Below are 18,763 nucleotides of genomic sequence, written 5' to 3' on the forward strand. Positions count from 1 at the left end.
ACCCGACGCGCTACCGCCCGCACCGGTCGCCGAAACCGCCCCGGACCCGGTCCCCTCGGATCGTCCCGACCCGATCGAGCCACCCGCCACCGCCCTGCCCGTCGAGTCCTGATCGCTGAGTCCCCGGTCTCTGGGTCCCTGGATCTCTGGATCTCCGGTCTCTGATCCCTGAGTCCTGATTTCGATGAGTGGGCGCCACCTCCGGCTGTCACCTCACGGCCACCTTCCGGCCATCTCCGGCCTGTTCGCTGTCGTCCATGTCATGGCCGCACATCGACGTCGTCGGAACGCACGTGAGCACCCCCGTCACCGTCTACGGGAAGGTCTCGCTGACCCCCGGCGGGGAGCTCGCCCACGAGGGGAACCGCGTTCCCGACATCGTCGCCCTGGACTCCCGGCGGCTGGTGGTGGGCTGGCGGGCCGGGGTGCGCGACGCCAGGGACCCGACCCCGACGGACCAGGGCGCGATCATGTACGGCCGGTCGGACGACGGCGGGGCGACCTGGACGGTGGGCACGCTGGCGGCGGCGACCGCCGCGCGCCGCTACCACTACGTGATGTTCCTCAACGACGGCGGCACGCTCTACGCGCTGCTCGGGCTGATCGACGTCGAGCGCGACCGGGACCGCGAGGGAGACGTGGACGGCTTCCCGGCCACGATGACGGCCAAGAGGAGCACCGACGCCGGCCGTACCTGGACCGACTTCCCGATCACCGTCGACGTGCCCGGCAACGGCAGGGGCGTCGTCGTGGCGGGCAGGCCCCTGAGGTACGGCGGGCACTGGCTGGTGCCGTACTGGAGGCAGGCCGGCGGGACCACCCGGGCAGGCGTGCTGCGCTCGGCGGACCTGCGGACGTGGACCTCCGGCGCGCTCGCGGTGAACCCGCCCGGCGTGACGGTCGAGGAGCCGCAGATCGCGCCCGCCTCCGGCGACCCCGGCACGCTGGTGATGGTGACGCGCACGCTGGACCTGCGCAGCGGAGTCTCGGCGGCCGGGCGCGACGCCCACTATCGGGTCAGCGCGACCCACTGCGCCACCGCGACCAGCACCGACGCCGGGCTGACCTGGTCGCCGATGACGCTGGACGAGGACCTGCCGAACTACTACGTCAAGACGTTCTTCACCGCCGACTCCGCGGGGCGGCACCTGGCGATCTACAACACGCTGGCCGGGCCGTTCACCGGGCCGGCGCAGAGCAAGCCCGACCAGTACCGGGAGGTCCTGCACTACAAGGTCAGGCGGCCCGGCGAGCCGTGGGGCCCGGGCCGGCTCTTCGCCGACGGCAGGAGACTGACCACGGGAGCGGCGCGCGGGTGGGACGTCTATCCGAGCGCCGACGAGTACGAGCCGGGGAAGTTCTTCGTCGTCTGGGAGCACAACCAGACCAACATCAGGGTGGCCAGGCTGGACATCTCCCGGGAGTTCCCCGGCGGGGACCTGCTGTCCGGGGAGTGGGAGCTGTACGGCGGCGCGCGGCGGACCCCCGGCGGAGGATTCGTCCTGCGCAGTTCCCCGGCCCGCGACTGCGGGGCGACCTGCGCGCTCGACGTACGGCGCGGCTGCGATTTCACCCTGGAGTTCCGGGGACGGGTGGACGACGACAGCGCGCTGAACCCCCGCACCGGCGACGGGGTCTGCCTCGGCGCGAAGGTGGCCAACGGTGCCCGGCGACTGATGCTGACCGTGCAGCGCAGCGGGGTCTGGACGATGCGCAAGGGCTCGTCCGTCTGGGAGAGGGTCCATTCGCTGGAGGGCGCCGGACGGCTCGCGACCTGGCGGGTGACCGTCGACAGCTCCGGCGTCGCCCGTCTGTACCGGGACGGCGCCGACACCGGGGCCGTCTGGGTGATCCAGGACAGCAGGGACAGGCCGCAGCTCACCCACTGGGTGAGCGGCACGCCGGGCGGCAACGCCGCCGCGGCCACCGTCGAGTGGACCCGCCTCACCCCGGCCTCCCCCGACGCCGTCCCCCTTCCCTGACGCCCCGCCCTTCCCGGAGATGTGGGCGGTGGAGTTGTCCACAGGCAGGGCTCCGGTCCGCGTGTCGTCCACAGGTCAGGAGGCGCCGCCATTCGGGGGCCCGCGTCACGCGGTAGCTTTGGGGCGTCCATCACAAAGGAAGAGGCCGTGACGACTTCTATTCATCAGCGGATCGCCGACGAGCTGGGTGTGCGCGAGGGGCAGGTGCGGGCGGCGGTCGAGCTGCTCGACGGCGGGGCCACGGTGCCCTTCATCGCGCGCTACCGCAAGGAGGCCACCGGGATGCTCGACGACGCGCAGCTGCGCACGCTCGAGGAGCGGCTGCGCTACCTGCGCGAGATGGAGGAGCGGCGCACCGCGATCCTGGAGTCGATCCGGAGCCAGGGCAAGCTCGACGACGCTCTCGAAGCCCAGATCATGGCGGCCGACTCCAAGGCCCGCCTTGAGGACATCTACCTGCCCTACAAGCCCAAGCGGCGCACCAAGGCGCAGATCGCCCGGGAGGCCGGCCTCGAGCCGCTGGCCGACGGCCTGCTCGGCGATCCGTCCGTCGACCCGCAGGCCGCCGCCGCGGCCTTCCTCGGCGAGGGGGTGCCCGACGCGGCCGCCGCGCTGGAGGGGGCGCGGGCGATCCTGGTCGAGCGCTTCAGCGAGGACGCCGACCTGGTCGGCGAGCTGCGCGAGCGCATGTGGAGCAAGGGCCGTCTGGTCTCGGCGGTGCGCGAGGGCAAGGAGGAGGCGGGCGCCAAGTTCTCCGACTACTTCGACTTCTCCGAGCCGTTCACCAAGCTTCCCTCCCACCGGATCCTGGCGATGTTCCGGGGCGAGAAGGAGGAGATCCTCACCCTGACCCTGGAGCCGGAGGAGGAGCCCAGCGGCACCTACGAGGGGGCCATCGCCCGCCGTTTCGACATCTCCGACCGGGGACGGCCCGCCGACAAGTGGCTGGCCGACACCGTGCGCTGGGCCTGGCGCACCCGCATCCTCGTCCACCTCGGCATCGACCTGCGGATGCGCCTGTGGCAGGCCGCCGAGGACGAGGCGGTGCGCGTGTTCGCCACCAACCTGCGCGACCTGCTGCTGGCCGCCCCCGCCGGGACGCGCCCGACCATGGGCCTGGACCCCGGCCTGCGCACCGGCGTGAAGGTCGCGGTGGTCGACGGCACCGGCAAGGTCGTGGCCACCGACACGATCTACCCGCACGAGCCGCGCCGTCAGTGGGACCAGTCGCTGGCGACCCTGGCCAAGCTGGCCAAGGACCACGGCGTGGAGCTGGTGGCGATCGGCAACGGCACGGCCTCACGGGAGACGGACAAGCTCGCGGGCGAGCTGGTCAAGCTGGTCCCCGGGCTGACCAAGATCGTGGTGTCGGAGGCCGGCGCGTCGGTCTACTCCGCCTCCGCCTACGCCTCGCAGGAACTGCCCGGCCTGGACGTCTCGCTGCGCGGCGCGGTGTCCATCGCCCGCCGCCTGCAGGACCCGCTGGCCGAGCTCGTCAAGATCGACCCCAAGTCCATCGGGGTCGGCCAGTACCAGCACGACCTGGCCGAGACCAAGCTCTCCCGCTCGCTCGACGCGGTGGTCGAAGACTGCGTGAACGCCGTCGGCGTCGACGTCAACACCGCCTCGGCTCCGCTGCTGACCCGGGTGTCGGGCATCGGCTCCGGACTCGCCGAGAACATCGTCGCCCACCGCGACGCCAACGGCCCGTTCCGCTCGCGTCGCGCCCTGAAGGACGTGCCCCGGCTCGGTCCCAAGGCCTTCGAGCAGTGCGCGGGCTTCCTGCGCATCCCCGGCGGCGACGACCCCCTCGACTCCTCCAGCGTGCACCCGGAGGCCTACCCGGTGGTCCGCCGCATCCTCGCGGCCACCGGGTGCGAGATCACCCAGCTGATCGGGAACAGCAAGACGCTGCGGTCCATCAAGCCTCAGGAGTTCGTCGACGACACCTTCGGCCTGCCGACGGTCACCGACATCCTGACCGAGTTGGAGAAGCCCGGCCGCGACCCCCGTCCGGCCTTCAAGACCGCGACCTTCAAGGAGGGCGTGGAGAAGATCTCCGACCTCAAGCCCGGCATGCTGCTGGAGGGCGTGGTCACCAACGTCGCCGCGTTCGGCGCGTTCATCGACGTCGGCGTGCACCAGGACGGCCTGGTCCACGTCTCGGCCATGTCCCGGAACTTCGTCAAGGACCCCCGCGAGGTGGTCAAGTCCGGCGACGTCGTCCGGGTGAAGGTGCTCGACGTCGACATCCCGCGCAAGCGCATCTCCCTCACCCTGCGCCTGGAGGACGAGGCCGACACCCGCCCCGACCAGCGCGACCGCTCCGGCGGCCGGCGTGACGGCGGTGGCCGGCGTGACGGCGGCGACCGCCGCGAAGGACAGCAGCGGGGCGGCGGCCAGCGCGGCGACCAGCAGCGCGGACGCGGTGACCGCCAGCGGGGCGGCCAGCAGCGCGGAGGCCAGGAGCGGAACGCACCGAGCGGAGCCATGGCCGAGGCCCTGCGCCGCGCCGGCCTCGGCGGCGACAACCGCAACCGCTGACCCCCGCCCTCCCGGCCGGCGCCACCATCCCGGCGCCGGCCGTACGGCCTACGCAGCGGCCACCGGCCCCGGTGCCGCCGCTGTGGCTGGAAAGGTTCTCACCACGGTCATGGCGGTCTGACGCTGTTCATCTCACCGCTGCCCGATCGTGCGTTCGCCTCACCGGCCGGCTCCTCGAAGCCGGACAGATACCGCTGCAGAAGGTCCTCCGACACCGTGACGCAGTTCGGTCCCTCCAGGGCGTTGCGTACGGCGAGCCGTCGGCGCAGCGTTTCCGGGTCCGCCTTGAGATAGACGAGTTCCCACGGATGTCCGCGGCTTTCGATCAAGGACTTGTAGCGGTCGCGCTTCGCGCGCTCCCAGAAGCTGTAGTCCAGGACCACCGGTCGGCCCGCCTGCGTCACCGGCGATGCCGCACATCAACGCGACGGACCGTCCGGGTTCGTCTCCCGGCCCGGCAGCGGCGTAGTCGGCTTCCGCACCGCTCACGACATCATCCACGAACGCGACACTGTCGCCGGATCCGGTAAGCCCTTTCCAGCACCGCAGCCCGAATGGATCGACCGCCGGACGTTTTCTGAGCCGCCCCTCAGCTCCTCTCAGCGTGATCACAGTGGTCTGCGCGCATGATGAGAGCCGCTCATCGAGGCACGAAGAGGCGCCGCGAACATCGGGGGAGCACTTGAGAAGGCCGCAGGACCCGTCGCCGTCCGAGGGCCGAGAGTTCCAGCAGATGTTCGACAGGGTCACCGGCCACTACGACCGGATGAATCGCCTCATGACGCTGGGACGGCACGCCGCCTGGTGTCGTGACGTCGCGGTGAGTGCGAGCGTCCCCGCCGGTGGAAACATGCTCGATGCCGCCACCGGAACCGGCGTCATCGCTCTCGCCGCGCTGGAGAAGTATCCGGACTCGACTGTCTACGCCGTCGATTTCTCACAGCGGATGCCGGCGGAGGCGGCGAGCAGACCGGGCGCCTCCGCCATCGTGTGGCAGTACGCGGACGCGAACGATCTGCCCTTCGGCGACGAGTCCTTCGACGCCGTCATCCATGGCTATCTCCTCCGCAATGTCGACGATGCCGAGCGCGTGCTCGAAAAGCAGTACCGGGTGCCCAAACCGGGAGGCCGGGTCGTCATCCTGGAGACCCGCCCGCCACGAGGACCGCTCCGATACCCGGTGGCCCTGGGTGTTCGAGTCCCGATCCGCCTTCTCGGCCAGATAGTCGCAGGTGACCGCAGGTCATACGGGTACCTGCAGAGATCCACACTCGGATTCACGACTCCGCAGGAGGTCGCCACGATCCTCCGTCGAGTCGGCTTCGCCTCCATAACGTGGAAGAAGAAGTTCCCCGGTACCCGCATGATCATCTCAGCCCGGAAACAGTGAGGCCTTCCCATCCTTCCCATCCCCGACGACCCGGTACGGCAGGCCCGCGAAGAGTTCGACCATCCCACCGCCCACCGACGGGCTGCCATCGGAAAACGACGGATCCCGCCCGGCGAAATCGCCGGACGGGATCCCGGAACCTGTTCTGATCCTATTTCCGCAGGTGGTTTCCGCCCTCTGCCGATCGGCTCAATTCAGCTTGAACCTCTGACTGGGCAGGTTGTTGAGGACCTGTGATTCCAGCAGGGCGCCCTTCTGCGGGGAGCTGGCCCTGATCCCCATGTACAGATCGTTGTCCGCGTTCTGGTAGCGGTGGACGAGGACGCCGTTGTGCAGGGTCTGGCGGTCCTGCCAGAACTGACGGGGGTCATCGAGCGAGGCCGAGGGAACGCATTTGGCCTGGCGCACGAGGTTGCCGGCCGAGCTGCCGCCCCTCAGGCACAGGCCGGTGTGGACGTTGACGAGCTGCAGGAGGCCGCCGCCGGGGGCGAAGCGCAGTTCCCACCTCTGCGCCTGCAGGCTGAGGTCCAGTTCCTGGGTCACCCTGAGGCCGGTGGCTCCCGGCGTCGGCGGGAGCGCCGCGGTGAGGGCCATCCTCAGCCCGTCGGCCTGCGAAACGTGCTGCGGGATCAGCGAGACCAGCACGGGTGCCGCGGTCGCCGTCCGTGCTGCCGGACCGGTCGTGGGCTGCGCCGCCGGGGACGTGGGCTGCGGAGACGGACCGGTTGTCGCCTGCGCCGACGGGCTGGGCGCGCCGAGCAGTGCCGCCGCCGCACCGGCCAGTATCGCGAGACTGAGGGTCTTCTTGTTCATCGACATTCCGAATTGCCTTTCTGTTCTCTTTGGGGTTCGGTCAACCCGAAGAGAACCCTGCACGGAAGCGGTGTAACCGTTCTGCGCAGAAGGGCATGCTGGAGCTTAATTCACCAAACTGCACACATTTATAAAATTAAGTGGCACAGGACTGCGATTTCGGCGATAATTCGCCGGTTGTTTTCCAGGGGGGCGGTGTCAGGGGAGCGCCGTTCGGCGCGGTGAGCGCGGATCAGCTTGGCCAGGCGGGCAAGGATGTGGTTGGACAGCGGAATAGCGGCACGGCAAGACAGCAGCGAGGCTCCCGGCTGGAACATCGGATCTTGGCCGACCGCTGTCTTGCCGGGGGCCTCAGCTCACCTCAACCCGGCCTTGTCCAGCCAGCCCGTCCCGTCGGCGGCTTCGCCGTGGACGCGCCGGGGTTCTCAGGCCGGAGCATGCTCTCGATTGTTTTCCCGATCCTGCGGACAGGCTCGCCTGCTGCGACGGGAACCCGGCGACCGGGGCTGAGAGACTCATCAGCGTCTCTCAGCTTGATCACAGGCGGCGCCGTGGATCCTACGATCATGACGCAAACGGCAGCTCCTCCGCCGCCCCGCTGGGCGCGCATCGCCGGAACGGTGGGCTGGATGGCTCCCATCCTCGGATTCGTGCCGTTGCACCTCCCCTGGATGCTCGGCATCCCGTTCCTGGCGAACGAAGCGAGCTTCGAGGCCTGGTACCACGGCCGCGCGCACGGCACGGAAAGCTTCCCGGAAGATGGGATCCTGGGAATCCCGGCGGGCGCCGTGTACCTCGGGACACTGATCCTGCTCGCCATCCTCGGCGGGATATTGTCACTCGGCCTGATCAGCGACTGGGGTCTGGTCTATCCCCGGTGGATCCCCGTGCTGGGCGGACGCCGGGTCCCACCGTGGTTCCCGCTCACCCCGACCGTCCTGGGCTCCGGCCTGCTGGTGGCCTACTCCCTCACCCTGCCCGTACAGATCCCCCGCTCCGTCGCCGAGGCGAGTACGGATGATCCGTTCACCCTGACCGGCGCCTTCATCGGCCTGCCCATCTTCCTCGCCTGGATGATCGCACTGCCGATTGCCGGCTGGTCGTACTACCGGCGCACCCGGCGGGTCACCCTGACCGCCGTCCCCGACTGACTTCCCGTGATGCCGCGTCCTTTCGATGCTCGCTGTCCTCCACGGCCCGATCCTCACCGCTCTTCGCGATCCGATCCTCATCGCCTTTCGCGGTTGTTGCCCCGACCTCGCGGACAGACTCGGCTGCCGCAGGGCGCAGCCTGGGGGCAACATCCGGCCCACTGCGGACGTGCCCCGCGGGTGGGCGAGAACACGCCCCACCGGGCACGCACCGCCGCACCCGGCGGGTCATAAAAAGCCCCGTCCTGCACAAATCGGGGAATCCAGGGGAAAGGCCCGTGATCTGTCGATCGTCTGCGGGGATCGGTGGGGGCCTGGCAGCCTGGACGGTCATGTCCGAGACGGATGCGGGACGCGAGGCGGCCGGGGAGGCGTTCCGGCGGGTCGCGGCGCTGGCCGGGGAGCATCGCGCCGATCTGGACGCGGTGGTGCGGTCGATGAACGCCCACGCGTGGGTCGGCGGCGGGGCTCCGCGCTTCGGCTCCGAGGCCGCCCGGCACCGTACGGCCGTGCAGTGCGCCCTTGAGGCCGCGCTGGCGTCGTTCGCCCGGCTGATCGTACGGCGGGGCGGCACGGCTCCGGCGGTTCCCGAGGTCCGTACCTCTCTGGCGATGGCGACCTCCGGCCACGGGACCTATCGGGCCGTCGATCCCCGTGCCATGACCATGCTGGTCTCCTGCCTGTCGGCCGCCTCGGAGCGGCTGGCCGCCGCGGGCGAGCGGCTCCACGCGGAGCTCACCGGGGCGGGGCTGGACGGGGAACCCGCACGGCCCCTGGCGCGGGCCGGAGAATGGGCCGGGCAGGGATCGGGCGATCTGCGGCGGCGGCTCGCGCTGGTCCTGGCCGCCGAGCGGGAGGCGTGGCTGCCCGCGAGTGTCACGGGGTTCGAGGTGTTCGGGGGGTCCGCCGGGGATCCGCTGGGGGTCTCGGGACTGCTGGACCGGGTCGCCGCCGGGGACGGCGCGGCTCTCGCGGCGCTGCTGGCGCTGCAGGACCAGGGGATCGACGGAGATCTCGCGGGCCGGGTCAACGCGTGGTGGCGGGGGCTGCCCGTGCCGGTACGCGACCGGCTCGTCCACATCGCCGTCCCCGGTCAGGCAGGAGGAACGGCACCGTACGGACGGACCCTGAACGCGGGGATCCCGGGCACAGAGATCCCGGGCACAGAGACCCCGGGCACAGAGATCCCGGGCGCGGGGATCGGGGCGCTCGACGGGGTGCCCGCCGTCGACCGCGACCGGGCCAACCGGCTGCTGCTGGCCGCGGAGAAGGCCCGGCTGACCGCGGAGCTCGATCGGCTGCCCCTGGAGGTCTCGCGTCTGGGCGAACCCTCACTGGTGCTGGCCAGAGAGGCTCCGCTGAAGGCCCTGGCGAAGATCGGCATGGTGGAACGGGCCCTCTCCCCCGGCGACACAGGCCGGCCGCACGCCTACCTGCTGGGGATGGATCTCACCGGACTCGGCCGGATCATCGTCTCCTGGGGCGATCCGGACACCGCTCGCACCACCGTGACCTACGTTCCCGGACTCGGCAGCCGCCTGTCCGGGTTCATCGGCGACATCGAACGGGCCCGCGCCCTGTGGCGGCAGGCGCAGGACCCGACCGGGAGCAAGGACACGGCGGAAAACGGCCCCATCGCCTCGATCGCCTGGCTCGACTACACCGCGCCCCAGATCGACGGCTCGTTCTTCCTTCCCGACCGGTCGGTCGCCACCGACCTGCCCGCCGTCCGCGGCGCCCGGGCGCTGGCCGCCTTCCACGACGGACTCCGCGCCGCGCACTCCCCCGCGGTCCCCGCGCGCTGCCTGGTCCTCGGCCACAGCTACGGGTCGCTGGTCACCGGCAAGGCCGCCCGGATGCGGCCCGGCCGGCTGGCCGACGAGCTCGTCCTGATCGGCAGCCCGGGGGTCGGCGTCGCCCACGCGGCCCAGCTCGGCCTGCCCGCCGACCGCGTCTGGGTCGGCGAGGCGGGAAACGACATCGTGGCCGACCTCGGGCGCTTCTCCCACGACCCGGGTCACCGCTCCTTCGGCGCCCGCCGTTTCCACGTCGAGCGCTCCGTCCTCAACGAGGCGCACTCCAGCTACTGGGACCCCGGCTCCGTCTCCCTGCGCAACCTCGCGGCCATCGTCAACGGCCGCCCCGGCGATCTCGTACGGCCCCGCCCCAACGAGCGGGCGTATCTGCTCATGCCGGAGATGGCCCCGAACCTGCCGGAGCACCCGGATCCCACCGGGCGGTGAGCGATGTCACGCCCCCGGACGGGAGAACTCCCCGGCGAGCAGTCCGAACAGCACCTCGTCGACGAAGGAGCCCGCCACCCAGGCGTGGGCGCGCAGGACGCCCTCCCGGCGGAAGCCGACCTTCTCCGCCGCGGCGATCATCGGGGCGTTGGTCGCGAGAGTCTCCAGTCCCAGCCGGTGCAGCCCGCGGATGCGGAACGCGTAGTCGCACAGCACCCGCAGCGCGTCGGGGGCGTATCCCTGACCGCGGGCCTCCGGCAGCAGGGACAGGCCCAGGTGGGCGTGGCGGTTGAAGGTGTCGATCCCCCAGACCATCGCGCTGCCGAGCACCTCCTCTCCTGAGGCGGACTGCACGGTGAAGGGCACGTTGTCCGGATCGGGCTCGCGCTCCTCGTAGCGGGTGATCGCCTGCTCCAGGGTCTCGGGCACCCACGGCGTCCCCTGCGCGAGGATCGCCGTGTCCACGTCCTGGTACAGGCGGTGCAGCTCGGTCAGATCGTCCTTGGTCACGGCCCTGAGCAGAACTCTGTCTCCGCGAAGCATGCCCACACCTTAGGACGTGTCCCCCGGTCCGGGGCAGGCGCAGACCGGTCAGCAGTGCCGGTAGAGGTCGCGGAGCAGGGCGATCTCCGCGCCGTGGTGGATGACCTCCCGGTTGATGTGCAGGACCAGGGCGGCCAGCGGGTGGTCGGCGTACGGGCCCTCGGCGGGACCGCAGCGGCGGTCGAGCCCTTCGGCCCCGAGTCCTCGTACGCCCTTGATCCACAGGCCGTACGCGTCGTCGAGCTGGCGCAGCGCCTCGTCGGGGGTGCCCGCGTAGGCGAAGCTCTCGTAGCCGATCGGCGGCCCGCCGAAGTGTGCCGCGTTCCTGGCGCCCAGCACGCCGACGATGACGTGCCCGAGCCGCCAGGCGATGGTCGTCACCGGTGGCGGGTCCGGCTCGGGCCACTCGTAGTCGATGGTGAAGTCCCCGGCTCCGACGGCGCGAGCCGGATCGGCCTGCTCCCGCAGGCGCACGTTCCAGCAGCCGGGAGCGGGTTCCCAGAGGTACTCCTCGGCGGTCATGCCATCGAGCCGCGGCCTCAGCTGGTCTCGCCAGAGCCGGTCGAGCTGCTCGGTCAGTTCGAGGTTCCAGTCGACGGTCATGGAAGCGATGCTATGACGCGATCGGTGGAACGACCAGGGAGCCGGCGCCGAGGCCAGGCCGGCGGGATAGCCTGCTTCCGTGGCGGCCCGGAAAGTGATCATCGACTGCGATCCCGGCATCGACGACGCGATGGCCCTCGCCCTGGCGGCCGGCAGTCCGGAGCTGGAGATCCTCGGGATCACCACGGTCGCGGGGAACGTCGGCCTGGACCGGACGACCGCCAACGCGCTGCGGTTACGGGAGTTCCTGGACATGGACGAGGTGCCGGTCGTCGCAGGGAGCCCCGGTCCGCTGTCGGGGGACCGCCCACCGCGTGAGGGCCGCCCCCACGGGGTCTCCGGTCTCGGCGCAGTCGTCCTGCCCGAGGCGACCCGGCCGCCGGCCGCCGGTCACGCGGCCGGCTTCCTGGTGGAGGCCGTGCGGTCCCGTCCGGGCGAGGTCACCCTGGTCGCGCTCGGCCCGCTGACCAACATCGCCCTGGCCCTGCGCGCGGAGCCGCGCCTGGCCGAGTGGGCGCGCGGCCTGGTCCTGCTGGGCGGCTCCTACACCGGGCGTCCCGCCGTCCCCGACTTCAACATGGCCGCCGACCCCGAGGCCGCCGCGGTCGTGTTCGGGGCGGGCTGGACGGTGACCGCGATCGGGGTCGACGCCGCGGGCCGCGCCCGCGCGGGGCACGCCGTGGTCGAGGCGATGCGGGCGACGGGCCGGCTCGGCGGCGAGCTGCTCGTCCCGTGCGTGGAGTTCCCCGGCCGGGCCCGGGGGGACGACGGCCCCGCGGTCTACGACGTCTGCGCGGTGGCGCACGTGATCGACCCCGCGGTGACCGTGACCGTACCCGCCGCGGTCACCGTGGAGACCTCCGGCGACGACTCCGGGCCCGGCGCCCGGCCCGCTCCCGGGACGACGCTCGCCGACCTGCGCCCGCGCGGGCCGGGCAACGCCCTGGTCGCGACCGGTCTCGACGTGGACCGCTTCTGGGAGCTGACCCTGGCCGCCTACCGCGGGCTGGGCCGCAGGCTGGGCTGACGGCGCGGCGCCGGTGCGGGCACGGGTGCGGTCCCGGCCGATTCCGTTGCTCAGCACCAGCCCGGACACGGTCAGCACCGCGACCTCGAAGACGACCACCAGGCGCTGGGTGACCCCGGCCGGGATGTCGTCGTTGCTCAGGTCGACGCCGAACATCCGCACCACGTACGGGAGCACCACCAGGACCAGCACGCCCAGCGAGGCCATGCTCAGCCCCTTCACCACCCGGGCGTACGGCCGGCCCTCATTGCGCCGCGCCAGGATCAGACCGGCGATCGGCATCGCCAGGAAGGCGATGAAGGCGGCGTAGCGGTGGATGCCACCCGACATCGACAGCGGCACTCCGGGCCGGTCGGTGGGGAAGGCGCCGATCAGCAGCATGCACAGGCCCCAGAGCCCGACCAGCAGCGCCGCCCCGCGGTCCTGCCCGCGGCGGGCCAGCAGGGTCGCGAAGACCGTCGCGGCCAGAGCGAACAGCGTGAGGGAGGTGGGCAGCAGCCAGCCGTCCGGCTCGAACGCGTACTCGCTGATCACGGTGTGCACCGGGTTCAGGCCCGCCGCCACGTGCAGCCCGAGCATGGAGACGGCACCGGCGCCGATCGCCGCGTACCCGCCGAGGACCATCCCGGATCTCGAAAACGCCTTGCTCCACATGGCTTAAACCCTCGCGTCCGGGCAGGTCGCGAAGTATCCGAAATACTCCCCAAGCGTCCCTGAGTGATCCCGTAGGGACCCCGGGGCGGGGTACGGCCTCCCTCAGGGGGACCTCCGTACCGCCGCGCCGGTGAAGTGCGCGAAGTCCCCCGGGGGTGGGGCTGTCCCCCTCAGGGTCGGCCCGCCGTAGGGGGTGGCCCGCTTGACTTGAAGTGCACTCGAAGGTGCAGGGTGAAGTCCATGGGGATCACCATCCAGGAGGCCTCGCGTGTGTCGGGGCTGAGCACGCACACGTTGCGTTACTACGAGCAGATCGGCCTCATCCACGAGGTCGGCCGCGACACCGGCGGCCGGCGCAGCTACACCCAGCCCGACCTCGAGTGGCTGGACTTCCTGACCAAGCTGCGCACCACCGGGATGTCGATCGCCGAGATGTGCCGTTACGCGGAGCTGCGTCGCCAGGGCCCGGCGACCGCGGCCGAGCGGCGGCGGATGCTCGAGGTCCACCGGGAACGCGTTCTGGAGCGGATCGCCCAGCTCGGCGAGGATCTCGCGGTCATCGACTACAAGATCGATCTCTACCACACCATGGAGAAGTCATGAAAATGCGACGCCTCGGCGCCGGCGGCCCGGAAGTCTCCGCCATCGGGCTCGGCTGCATGGGAATGTCGGAGTTCTACGGCTCGGCCGACGAGTCCGAGTCGATCGCGGTCATCCACCGGGCGCTGGATCTCGGGGTCAACTTCCTGGACACCGCCGACATGTACGGCAGAGGCCACAACGAGGAACTGGTCGGGCGGGCGATCGCCGGGCGCAGGGACGAGGTCGTGCTGGCCACCAAGTTCGGCATCGTCAGGAGCGACGACCCGGCCGCGCGCGCGATCGACGGCAGCCCCGAGTACGTCAGGAGTGCCTGCGACGCCTCCCTGCGCAGGCTCGGCGTCGACCACATCGACCTGTACTACATGCACCGCCGTGACACCCGGGTGCCGATCGAGGAGACCGTCGGCGCCATGGGCGAGCTGGTAGCCGCGGGCAAGGTCGGCCACCTGGGCCTGTCGGAGGTGAACGCCGACACCCTCCGCAAGGCGCAGGCCGCCCACCCGATCGCCGCGCTCCAGAGCGAGTACTCCCTGTTCACCCGGGGCATCGAGGAGGAGATCCTGCCGGCCGCCCGGGAGCTGGGCATCGCGCTGGTGGCCTACTCCCCGATCAGCCGCGGTCTGCTGGGCGGGACCCTCCCGCCCGCCGAGGAGCTGCCCGCCGACGACTTCCGCCGGTACCTGCCGCGGTTCACCGGGGAGAGCGGGGCGCACAACGAGGCGCTCGTCGCCGAGATCCGCAAGATCGCCGAGGAGGTGGGCTGCACCCCGGCCCAGCTCTCCCTGGCCTGGCTGCTCACCCGGGGCGAGGACGTCATCCCGATCCCGGGCACCAAGCGGCTGCGCTATCTGGAGGAGAACACGGCGGCGGCCGGCGTCGAGCTCACCGACGGGCAGCTCGCCGCGCTGGAGGCCGCCGTGCCCGCCGGCTCCGCGTCCGGCGACCGCTACCCGGACATGTCGTCCGTGGAGAAGTGACCGCGGGCCCGGCCCCGCTCACACCGTGGACAGCCGCCTGACCGGCCGCCACTCCTCGGCGGTCATCCGCACCATCGCCACGCCCACGACGCCGAAGACCGCCAGGAGGACCACCGGCCCGGCGTAGCCGAGCGGCGCGTTCCCGCCGCCCGCACCGGCCAGCCAGATCGCGATCCCGGCCAGCGTCCCGGCCGGGAACCACCATCCCGCGTGGCCGGCGCGGGCGTAGGCCACGGCCACCAGGACCAGCCCGACGAACGAGCCGGCCATGCCGGGGATCTGCCAGGCGGCGACCATCGCGGGCTGGGCCGCGTCCTGCAGGATCGCCGTGGCCTGCTCCGCCGGGAGTCTCTGGTACAGCACGATGTCGAAGAAGTCCGCGATCATCAGCGAGGAGAAATTGACCAGGCCGATCACCGTCGCCGCGCCCGCCACGTTGGCCAGGACCACGCCCCGTTCCCGTACCAGGTGAACCAGGCCGATGACGCCGGGGATCCAGAGCACCCAGGCGTAGTGCAGCAACGTCGCGCTGATCCCGGTGGCGGCGGGGTTGCGGGCGTAGCCGAGCACGTCGTTCCCGCCCGCCTCCAGCGGGTCGACGATCATTCCGAGCAGGAGGCAGAGCGGGGCGAGCACGAGACTGACGCCCGCGGCCCAGCGGCGGAAGGCGTCGGGATCGGTGAAGCTGAACATGGCGGGAACGCTAGGCGCGGGCCCGGCCCCGCGTCGTCAAGGCGGGCCTCGACCGCGCGTCCGCCCCGCGGAGGATGACCTCCGGTCCGTTCTTATCCGCCGCGAGGTGGATCCCCGGCGGCGAACGTCCCCTCTACCCTCGCCTCATGACTCGCCGCCCGCCTCCCGTTCTCGTCGACTGGCTGATCTCCCTGGCCGTCGTGCTGTTCGGCGTCGCCGAAGAGCTCGGCGGGCACGAGGGCTCTCCGGGGCACGGCCTTCCCGGGTGGTGGATCGGGGCCGTGGTGGTCTCCGCGGTCCTCGTGCTCCTGCGGCGGCGGGCGCCGTTCGCCGTGCTGGTCTCCTACACCCTGGCGGGTACGGCGGCCATCGCGCACTTCGGCGCCCTGTCGTCGGCGTGGATGCTCTACGTCCAGCTCCTGCTGCTGTCCACGCTGCTCAGCGTGCTCCCGTTGCGTGACCGGCGGGTCATCGCGGGATTGTCGGTCACCGCGGTGTTCAACGTGGCCGTGGTGACGATGGCCTCGGTGAACCCGGGGGCCGGGGACGTGGCGGTCCTGCTGGTGATGGCCTCCATCGCGGGCGGTGCGGGCGTCGCCGTACGGCGCTACCGGGAGATGGCGGTCCAGGCGAGCGAGCGCGCCGAGCTGCTCGCCCGGGAGGCGGTCAACGAGGAGCGCTTCCGCATCGCCCGCGAGCTGCACGACGTCGTCGCGCACAGCGTCAGCGTGATGGTCATGCAGGCGGGCGCGGCGCGGCTGATGCTCCGCCCCGACCAGGCCACCGAGCGCGAGGCGCTGACCGTGGTGGAGGAGACCGGCCGCGAGGCGGTGGAGGAGCTGCGCCGCGTGGTCGGCCTGCTGCGCACCGACGCGGGCAACGACGGGCTGGCCCCGCAGCCCAGCCTGGCCCGGCTGGACGATCTGCTGGATCAGGTGCGCGCCGCCGGCCTCGACGTGCGCCTGACCGTCGAGGGCAGTCCGGTGCCGCTCCCGGCGGGCCTGAACCTGTCGGCCTACCGGATCGTCCAGGAGGCGCTCACCAACACACTCCGGCACGCGGGCCCCACCAGGTCCGAGGTGACGGTCGCCTACCGGTCCCGGATGCTCTGCCTGGACATCATCGACGAGGGCCCGCGCGACGGCCGCGCCCCCGGCAGGGAGGGCACCGGCCACGGACTGGTCGGCATGCGTGAGCGGGTCGCGCTGTTCCACGGCCGCCTGTCGGCCGGGCCGCTCCCGGAGGGCGGGTACGGCGTGCGGGTCTCCCTCCCCCTGTCCGGCCGGATCAGCGTGGTCACATGACCGTCTCCGTCCTGCTCGCCGACGACCAGGCGACGGTCCGCCGCGGGCTCCGCCTGATCATCGGCACTCAACCGGACCTGCGGGTGGTGGGCGAGGCCGCGGACGGCCGCGAGGCGGTGGAGGCCGTCCGGCGGCTTCGGCCCGACGTGGCGCTGCTCGACATCGCGATGCCCCGCATGACCGGGATCGCCGCGGCCGGGGAGATCCTGGCCGGGCCCGCACCGCCCAGGATCGTCATGCTCACCACCTACGACACCGAGGACAACCTGGAAGGCGCCCTCCGCGTGGGGGTGAGCGGCTTCCTGCTCAAGGTCTCGCCGCCCGAGCAGCTGTTCTCGGCGATCCGCGCGGCGGCCGGCGGCCTGGCGGTCCTCGACCCGGCGATCACCCGCCGGGTGATGGCGGGCTATGTCGGGACCCCGGCGGGACCGGACGGCATCACCCGCCGCGAGCGCGAGGTCCTCGTCCTGATCGGCCGCGGTCTGAGCAACGCCGAGATCTCCGCCTCCCTGGCCATCAGCGTCTCGACGGTCGGCACGCACATCAACCGCCTGCTCGCCAAACTGGCCCTGCGCGACCGCGCCGAGGCCGTGCGCTACGCCTACGAGCACGGCCTGGTCCGCCCCCGTGCCATGTGACGGCGCCGGGGCCGTCAGCGCCGGAACCGTCCGGCGAGGGTGTTGAGGCCGTGCGCCAGCTCCGCGAGCTCGGTGGCGGCCGTCTGGGTCCGGGTGGCGCCGTCATGGGTGGTACGGGTCGCCTCGGCGACGTTCTGGATCGAGCCGGTGATGTCGCCCGAGGACCGGGAGACCACCGCGATGCCGTCGCCGATGGAACGGGTGGCCTGGCTCTGCACCTCGATCGCCTCGACGATGGAGCGCTGGATCTCGTCGATGCGGTTGATCACCGAGCCGATCCGGCCGATCGCCTCGATCGCGTTCTCCGTGTCGCCGCGCATCGCCGACACCTTGTCCTCGATGTCCTCGGTGGCGGAGGCGGTCTCCTGGGACAGGTCCTTGACCTCGCCTGCGACGACGGCGAAGCCCCTGCCCTGCTCGCCGGCCCTGGCCGCCTCGATCGTCGCGTTGAGCGCGAGCAGGTTCGTCTGCTGCGCGATCGAAGTGATCATGTTGACCACGGCGCCGACCTCGCCGCTGGAGGTCCGCAGCCGCTCGATCGTGCGGTTGGTGGCCGTGGCCAGGCCGACCGCCTCGGCGGCGACCTGCACGGCCTCGGCGACGGCGCCGTTGATGTCGCGGATGGAGGTCTGCAGGACGTGCGCCGCCTCGTTGGCCGAGCCGACGCTCTCGGAGACCTGGTCGACGTTGGAGGAGGCGTTGCCGGCCTGCTCGGCCGCCGTCTGCGCGCCCGCCGCCAGGTCCCGGCTGGTGTCGGAGAGCCGCTCGGAGGCGGAGATCAGAGCCGTGGCGTTGTCGGCGATCTCCCCGATGGCGCCGCGGACCGTGGCGACGACCTCGTCGAGGCTCCTGCCCAGTTCGGCGAGCTCGTCGCCGCCCCCGACGTCCGCCCGCACGGTCAGGTCCTTGCCCGCCAGGGCCTTCATGGCCGACACGAAGGAGCCGATGCGGCGGGAGACGCGCCGGGCGAGCAGCACGGCCGCGCCGCCCAGCAGCACCGCGGCCAGTCCGGCGGTGATGAGCGTGAGGGTCCGGGCGCCGGCGGCCATGTCCGCCGCCGCCGCGGAGGTCCGCGCCGCGTCCTCGGCGATCGCCGCCTCCAGCTCGGGCAGCGCCTTGTCGAAGGTCTTGTAGTGGCTCTCGAAGCCGGGCCGCGCCTCAGCGGCGCCGATCTGCTCGGGGTCGCTGACCACCCGGCTGGCCAGGGTCACCACCCGCTGCCCGGCCGCGATCATCTCGTCGGCCGTGGCGCCGAGCTCCTCCACCTGATCCGCCAGTTCCGGCCGCAGCCGTACGATCTGCGCGAAACCGCCGCGCAGGTCGGCCACGTGGGAGCCGAGCAGGTCCAGCACGCCCTGGCGTTCGGCGCTGTCGCGCGTGGTGATCGCGTTCAGGACGTCACCGCGGAACGCCACCCGGGCGGTGTCGACCGCGCCGACGGCCCTCAGCACCGCCGCCGCGGCGCTCGCCTCCGCCTGGGCGTCCTCGATCTGCGAGATGCCCCGGTAGCCGATGAGGCCTGCGGTGCTGACCATGACGAAGCCCGCCGCCGCCAGGGCCAGGATCTGGTGTCGGATCGTGAGTCTCATTTCCGCCTC

General features: G+C 71.8%; 16 protein-coding genes and 1 pseudogene. 10 read left to right on the forward strand and 7 right to left on the reverse strand.

Annotated elements, in window-relative coordinates; genetic code table 11:
* Positions 1-257: 257 nt before the first annotated feature.
* Together Psi01_RS38420 and Psi01_RS38425 are read left to right on the forward strand one after the other, a co-directional pair.
* On the forward strand, positions 258-1,982 hold the full coding sequence (locus tag Psi01_RS38420) for a sialidase family protein (protein ID WP_204069110.1): 1,725 nt from the start codon (positions 258-260) through the stop codon (positions 1,980-1,982).
* Positions 1,983-2,129: 147 nt separating this feature from the next.
* Complete coding sequence (locus Psi01_RS38425; protein WP_204069111.1) at positions 2,130-4,526, forward strand: Tex family protein; 2,397 nt, start codon at positions 2,130-2,132, stop codon at positions 4,524-4,526.
* A 107-nt stretch (positions 4,527-4,633) separates the two neighbouring features.
* On the opposite strand, the gene Psi01_RS38430 is transcribed toward Psi01_RS38425, so the two are convergent.
* Positions 4,634-4,930, reverse strand: a complete 297-nt coding sequence (locus Psi01_RS38430) for a P-loop nucleotide/nucleoside kinase family protein (RefSeq protein ID WP_275424651.1) — start codon at positions 4,928-4,930, stop codon at positions 4,634-4,636.
* A gap of 200 nt (positions 4,931-5,130) precedes the next feature.
* Here Psi01_RS38430 and Psi01_RS38435 point away from each other — a divergent pair, with 200 nt between their 5' ends.
* Complete coding sequence (locus tag Psi01_RS38435) at positions 5,131-5,916, forward strand: ubiquinone/menaquinone biosynthesis methyltransferase (protein ID WP_204069113.1); 786 nt, start codon at positions 5,131-5,133, stop codon at positions 5,914-5,916.
* Between the two features lie 189 nt (positions 5,917-6,105).
* Here the strand turns inward: Psi01_RS38435 and Psi01_RS38440 are convergent, their stop codons facing one another.
* Positions 6,106-6,729 carry an RICIN domain-containing protein gene (locus Psi01_RS38440; RefSeq protein ID WP_204069114.1) on the reverse strand — a complete coding sequence of 208 codons (624 nt, stop codon included), beginning with the start codon at positions 6,727-6,729 and terminating at the stop codon, positions 6,106-6,108.
* 566 nt (positions 6,730-7,295) lie between these two features.
* Between Psi01_RS38440 and Psi01_RS38450 the strand changes: the two genes are divergently transcribed.
* Together Psi01_RS38450 and Psi01_RS38455 are read left to right on the forward strand one after the other, a co-directional pair.
* Positions 7,296-7,880, forward strand: coding sequence for a hypothetical protein (locus Psi01_RS38450; protein WP_204069115.1), 585 nt, complete (start codon positions 7,296-7,298; stop codon positions 7,878-7,880).
* Between the two features lie 332 nt (positions 7,881-8,212).
* Positions 8,213-10,123, forward strand: a complete 1,911-nt coding sequence (locus Psi01_RS38455) for an alpha/beta hydrolase (RefSeq protein WP_204069116.1) — start codon at positions 8,213-8,215, stop codon at positions 10,121-10,123.
* A gap of 6 nt (positions 10,124-10,129) precedes the next feature.
* On the opposite strand, the gene Psi01_RS38460 is transcribed toward Psi01_RS38455, so the two are convergent.
* A complete protein-coding gene (locus Psi01_RS38460; RefSeq protein ID WP_204069117.1) occupies positions 10,130-10,666 on the reverse strand; it encodes a GNAT family N-acetyltransferase in 537 nt (178 codons plus the stop codon).
* 48 nt (positions 10,667-10,714) lie between these two features.
* Complete coding sequence (locus Psi01_RS38465; RefSeq protein WP_204069118.1) at positions 10,715-11,269, reverse strand: DinB family protein; 555 nt, start codon at positions 11,267-11,269, stop codon at positions 10,715-10,717.
* A gap of 79 nt (positions 11,270-11,348) precedes the next feature.
* On the opposite strand from Psi01_RS38465, the gene Psi01_RS38470 reads away from it, so the two are divergent.
* Positions 11,349-12,296 (forward strand): nucleoside hydrolase, encoded by a 948-nt coding sequence (locus Psi01_RS38470; RefSeq protein WP_204069119.1) that lies wholly within the window; start codon positions 11,349-11,351, stop codon positions 12,294-12,296.
* 117 nt (positions 12,297-12,413) lie between these two features.
* Here Psi01_RS38470 and Psi01_RS44655 read toward each other — a convergent pair.
* Positions 12,414-12,950, reverse strand: a pseudogene (locus Psi01_RS44655) (DUF998 domain-containing protein); the annotation flags it as partial.
* 240 nt (positions 12,951-13,190) lie between these two features.
* Between Psi01_RS44655 and Psi01_RS38480 the strand changes: the two are divergent.
* Both Psi01_RS38480 and Psi01_RS38485 read left to right on the forward strand, forming a co-directional pair.
* Positions 13,191-13,553, forward strand: coding sequence for a MerR family transcriptional regulator (locus tag Psi01_RS38480; protein WP_204069120.1), 363 nt, complete (start codon positions 13,191-13,193; stop codon positions 13,551-13,553).
* Entirely contained in the window at positions 13,550-14,530 is a 981-nt protein-coding gene (locus Psi01_RS38485) for an aldo/keto reductase (RefSeq protein WP_204069121.1), read from the forward strand. Before Psi01_RS38480 ends, Psi01_RS38485 begins: the two co-directional genes overlap by 4 nt.
* A gap of 18 nt (positions 14,531-14,548) precedes the next feature.
* Here Psi01_RS38485 and Psi01_RS38490 read toward each other — a convergent pair whose 3' ends face one another.
* Positions 14,549-15,223, reverse strand: a complete 675-nt coding sequence (locus Psi01_RS38490; RefSeq protein ID WP_204069122.1) for a hypothetical protein — start codon at positions 15,221-15,223, stop codon at positions 14,549-14,551.
* Between the two features lie 146 nt (positions 15,224-15,369).
* Between Psi01_RS38490 and Psi01_RS38495 the strand changes: the two genes are divergently transcribed.
* Positions 15,370-16,527: a sensor histidine kinase gene (locus Psi01_RS38495; RefSeq protein WP_204069123.1), complete on the forward strand. Its 1,158-nt coding sequence runs from the start codon at positions 15,370-15,372 to the stop codon at positions 16,525-16,527.
* Complete coding sequence (locus Psi01_RS38500) at positions 16,524-17,165, forward strand: response regulator (protein WP_204069124.1); 642 nt, start codon at positions 16,524-16,526, stop codon at positions 17,163-17,165. Before Psi01_RS38495 ends, Psi01_RS38500 begins: the two co-directional genes overlap by 4 nt.
* A gap of 14 nt (positions 17,166-17,179) precedes the next feature.
* Here the strand turns inward: Psi01_RS38500 and Psi01_RS38505 are convergent, their stop codons facing one another.
* Positions 17,180-18,754: a methyl-accepting chemotaxis protein gene (locus Psi01_RS38505; protein ID WP_204069125.1), complete on the reverse strand. Its 1,575-nt coding sequence runs from the start codon at positions 18,752-18,754 to the stop codon at positions 17,180-17,182.
* Positions 18,755-18,763: the final 9 nt, after the last annotated feature.

Origin of the sequence: Paraplanobispora siamensis (assembly GCF_016863175.1) — a bacterium.
Lineage (GTDB): Bacteria > Actinomycetota > Actinomycetes > Streptosporangiales > Streptosporangiaceae > Planobispora > Planobispora siamensis.

Coding starts and splice junctions, on each gene's coding strand:
- Psi01_RS38440 (WP_204069114.1), bottom strand. CDS start 6,729: ATGAACAAGAAGACCCTCAGTCTCGCGATACTGGCCGGTGCGGCGGCG.
- Psi01_RS38450 (WP_204069115.1), top strand. CDS start 7,296: ATGACGCAAACGGCAGCTCCTCCGCCGCCCCGCTGGGCGCGCATCGCC.
- Psi01_RS38495 (WP_204069123.1), top strand. CDS start 15,370: ATGACTCGCCGCCCGCCTCCCGTTCTCGTCGACTGGCTGATCTCCCTG.
- Psi01_RS38490 (WP_204069122.1), bottom strand. CDS start 15,223: ATGTTCAGCTTCACCGATCCCGACGCCTTCCGCCGCTGGGCCGCGGGC.
- Psi01_RS38480 (WP_204069120.1), top strand. CDS start 13,191: ATGGGGATCACCATCCAGGAGGCCTCGCGTGTGTCGGGGCTGAGCACG.
- Psi01_RS38500 (WP_204069124.1), top strand. CDS start 16,524: ATGACCGTCTCCGTCCTGCTCGCCGACGACCAGGCGACGGTCCGCCGC.
- Psi01_RS38465 (WP_204069118.1), bottom strand. CDS start 11,269: ATGACCGTCGACTGGAACCTCGAACTGACCGAGCAGCTCGACCGGCTC.
- Psi01_RS38455 (WP_204069116.1), top strand. CDS start 8,213: ATGTCCGAGACGGATGCGGGACGCGAGGCGGCCGGGGAGGCGTTCCGG.
- Psi01_RS38505 (WP_204069125.1), bottom strand. CDS start 18,754: ATGAGACTCACGATCCGACACCAGATCCTGGCCCTGGCGGCGGCGGGC.
- Psi01_RS38485 (WP_204069121.1), top strand. CDS start 13,550: ATGAAAATGCGACGCCTCGGCGCCGGCGGCCCGGAAGTCTCCGCCATC.
- Psi01_RS38420 (WP_204069110.1), top strand. CDS start 258: ATGTCATGGCCGCACATCGACGTCGTCGGAACGCACGTGAGCACCCCC.
- Psi01_RS38460 (WP_204069117.1), bottom strand. CDS start 10,666: ATGCTTCGCGGAGACAGAGTTCTGCTCAGGGCCGTGACCAAGGACGAT.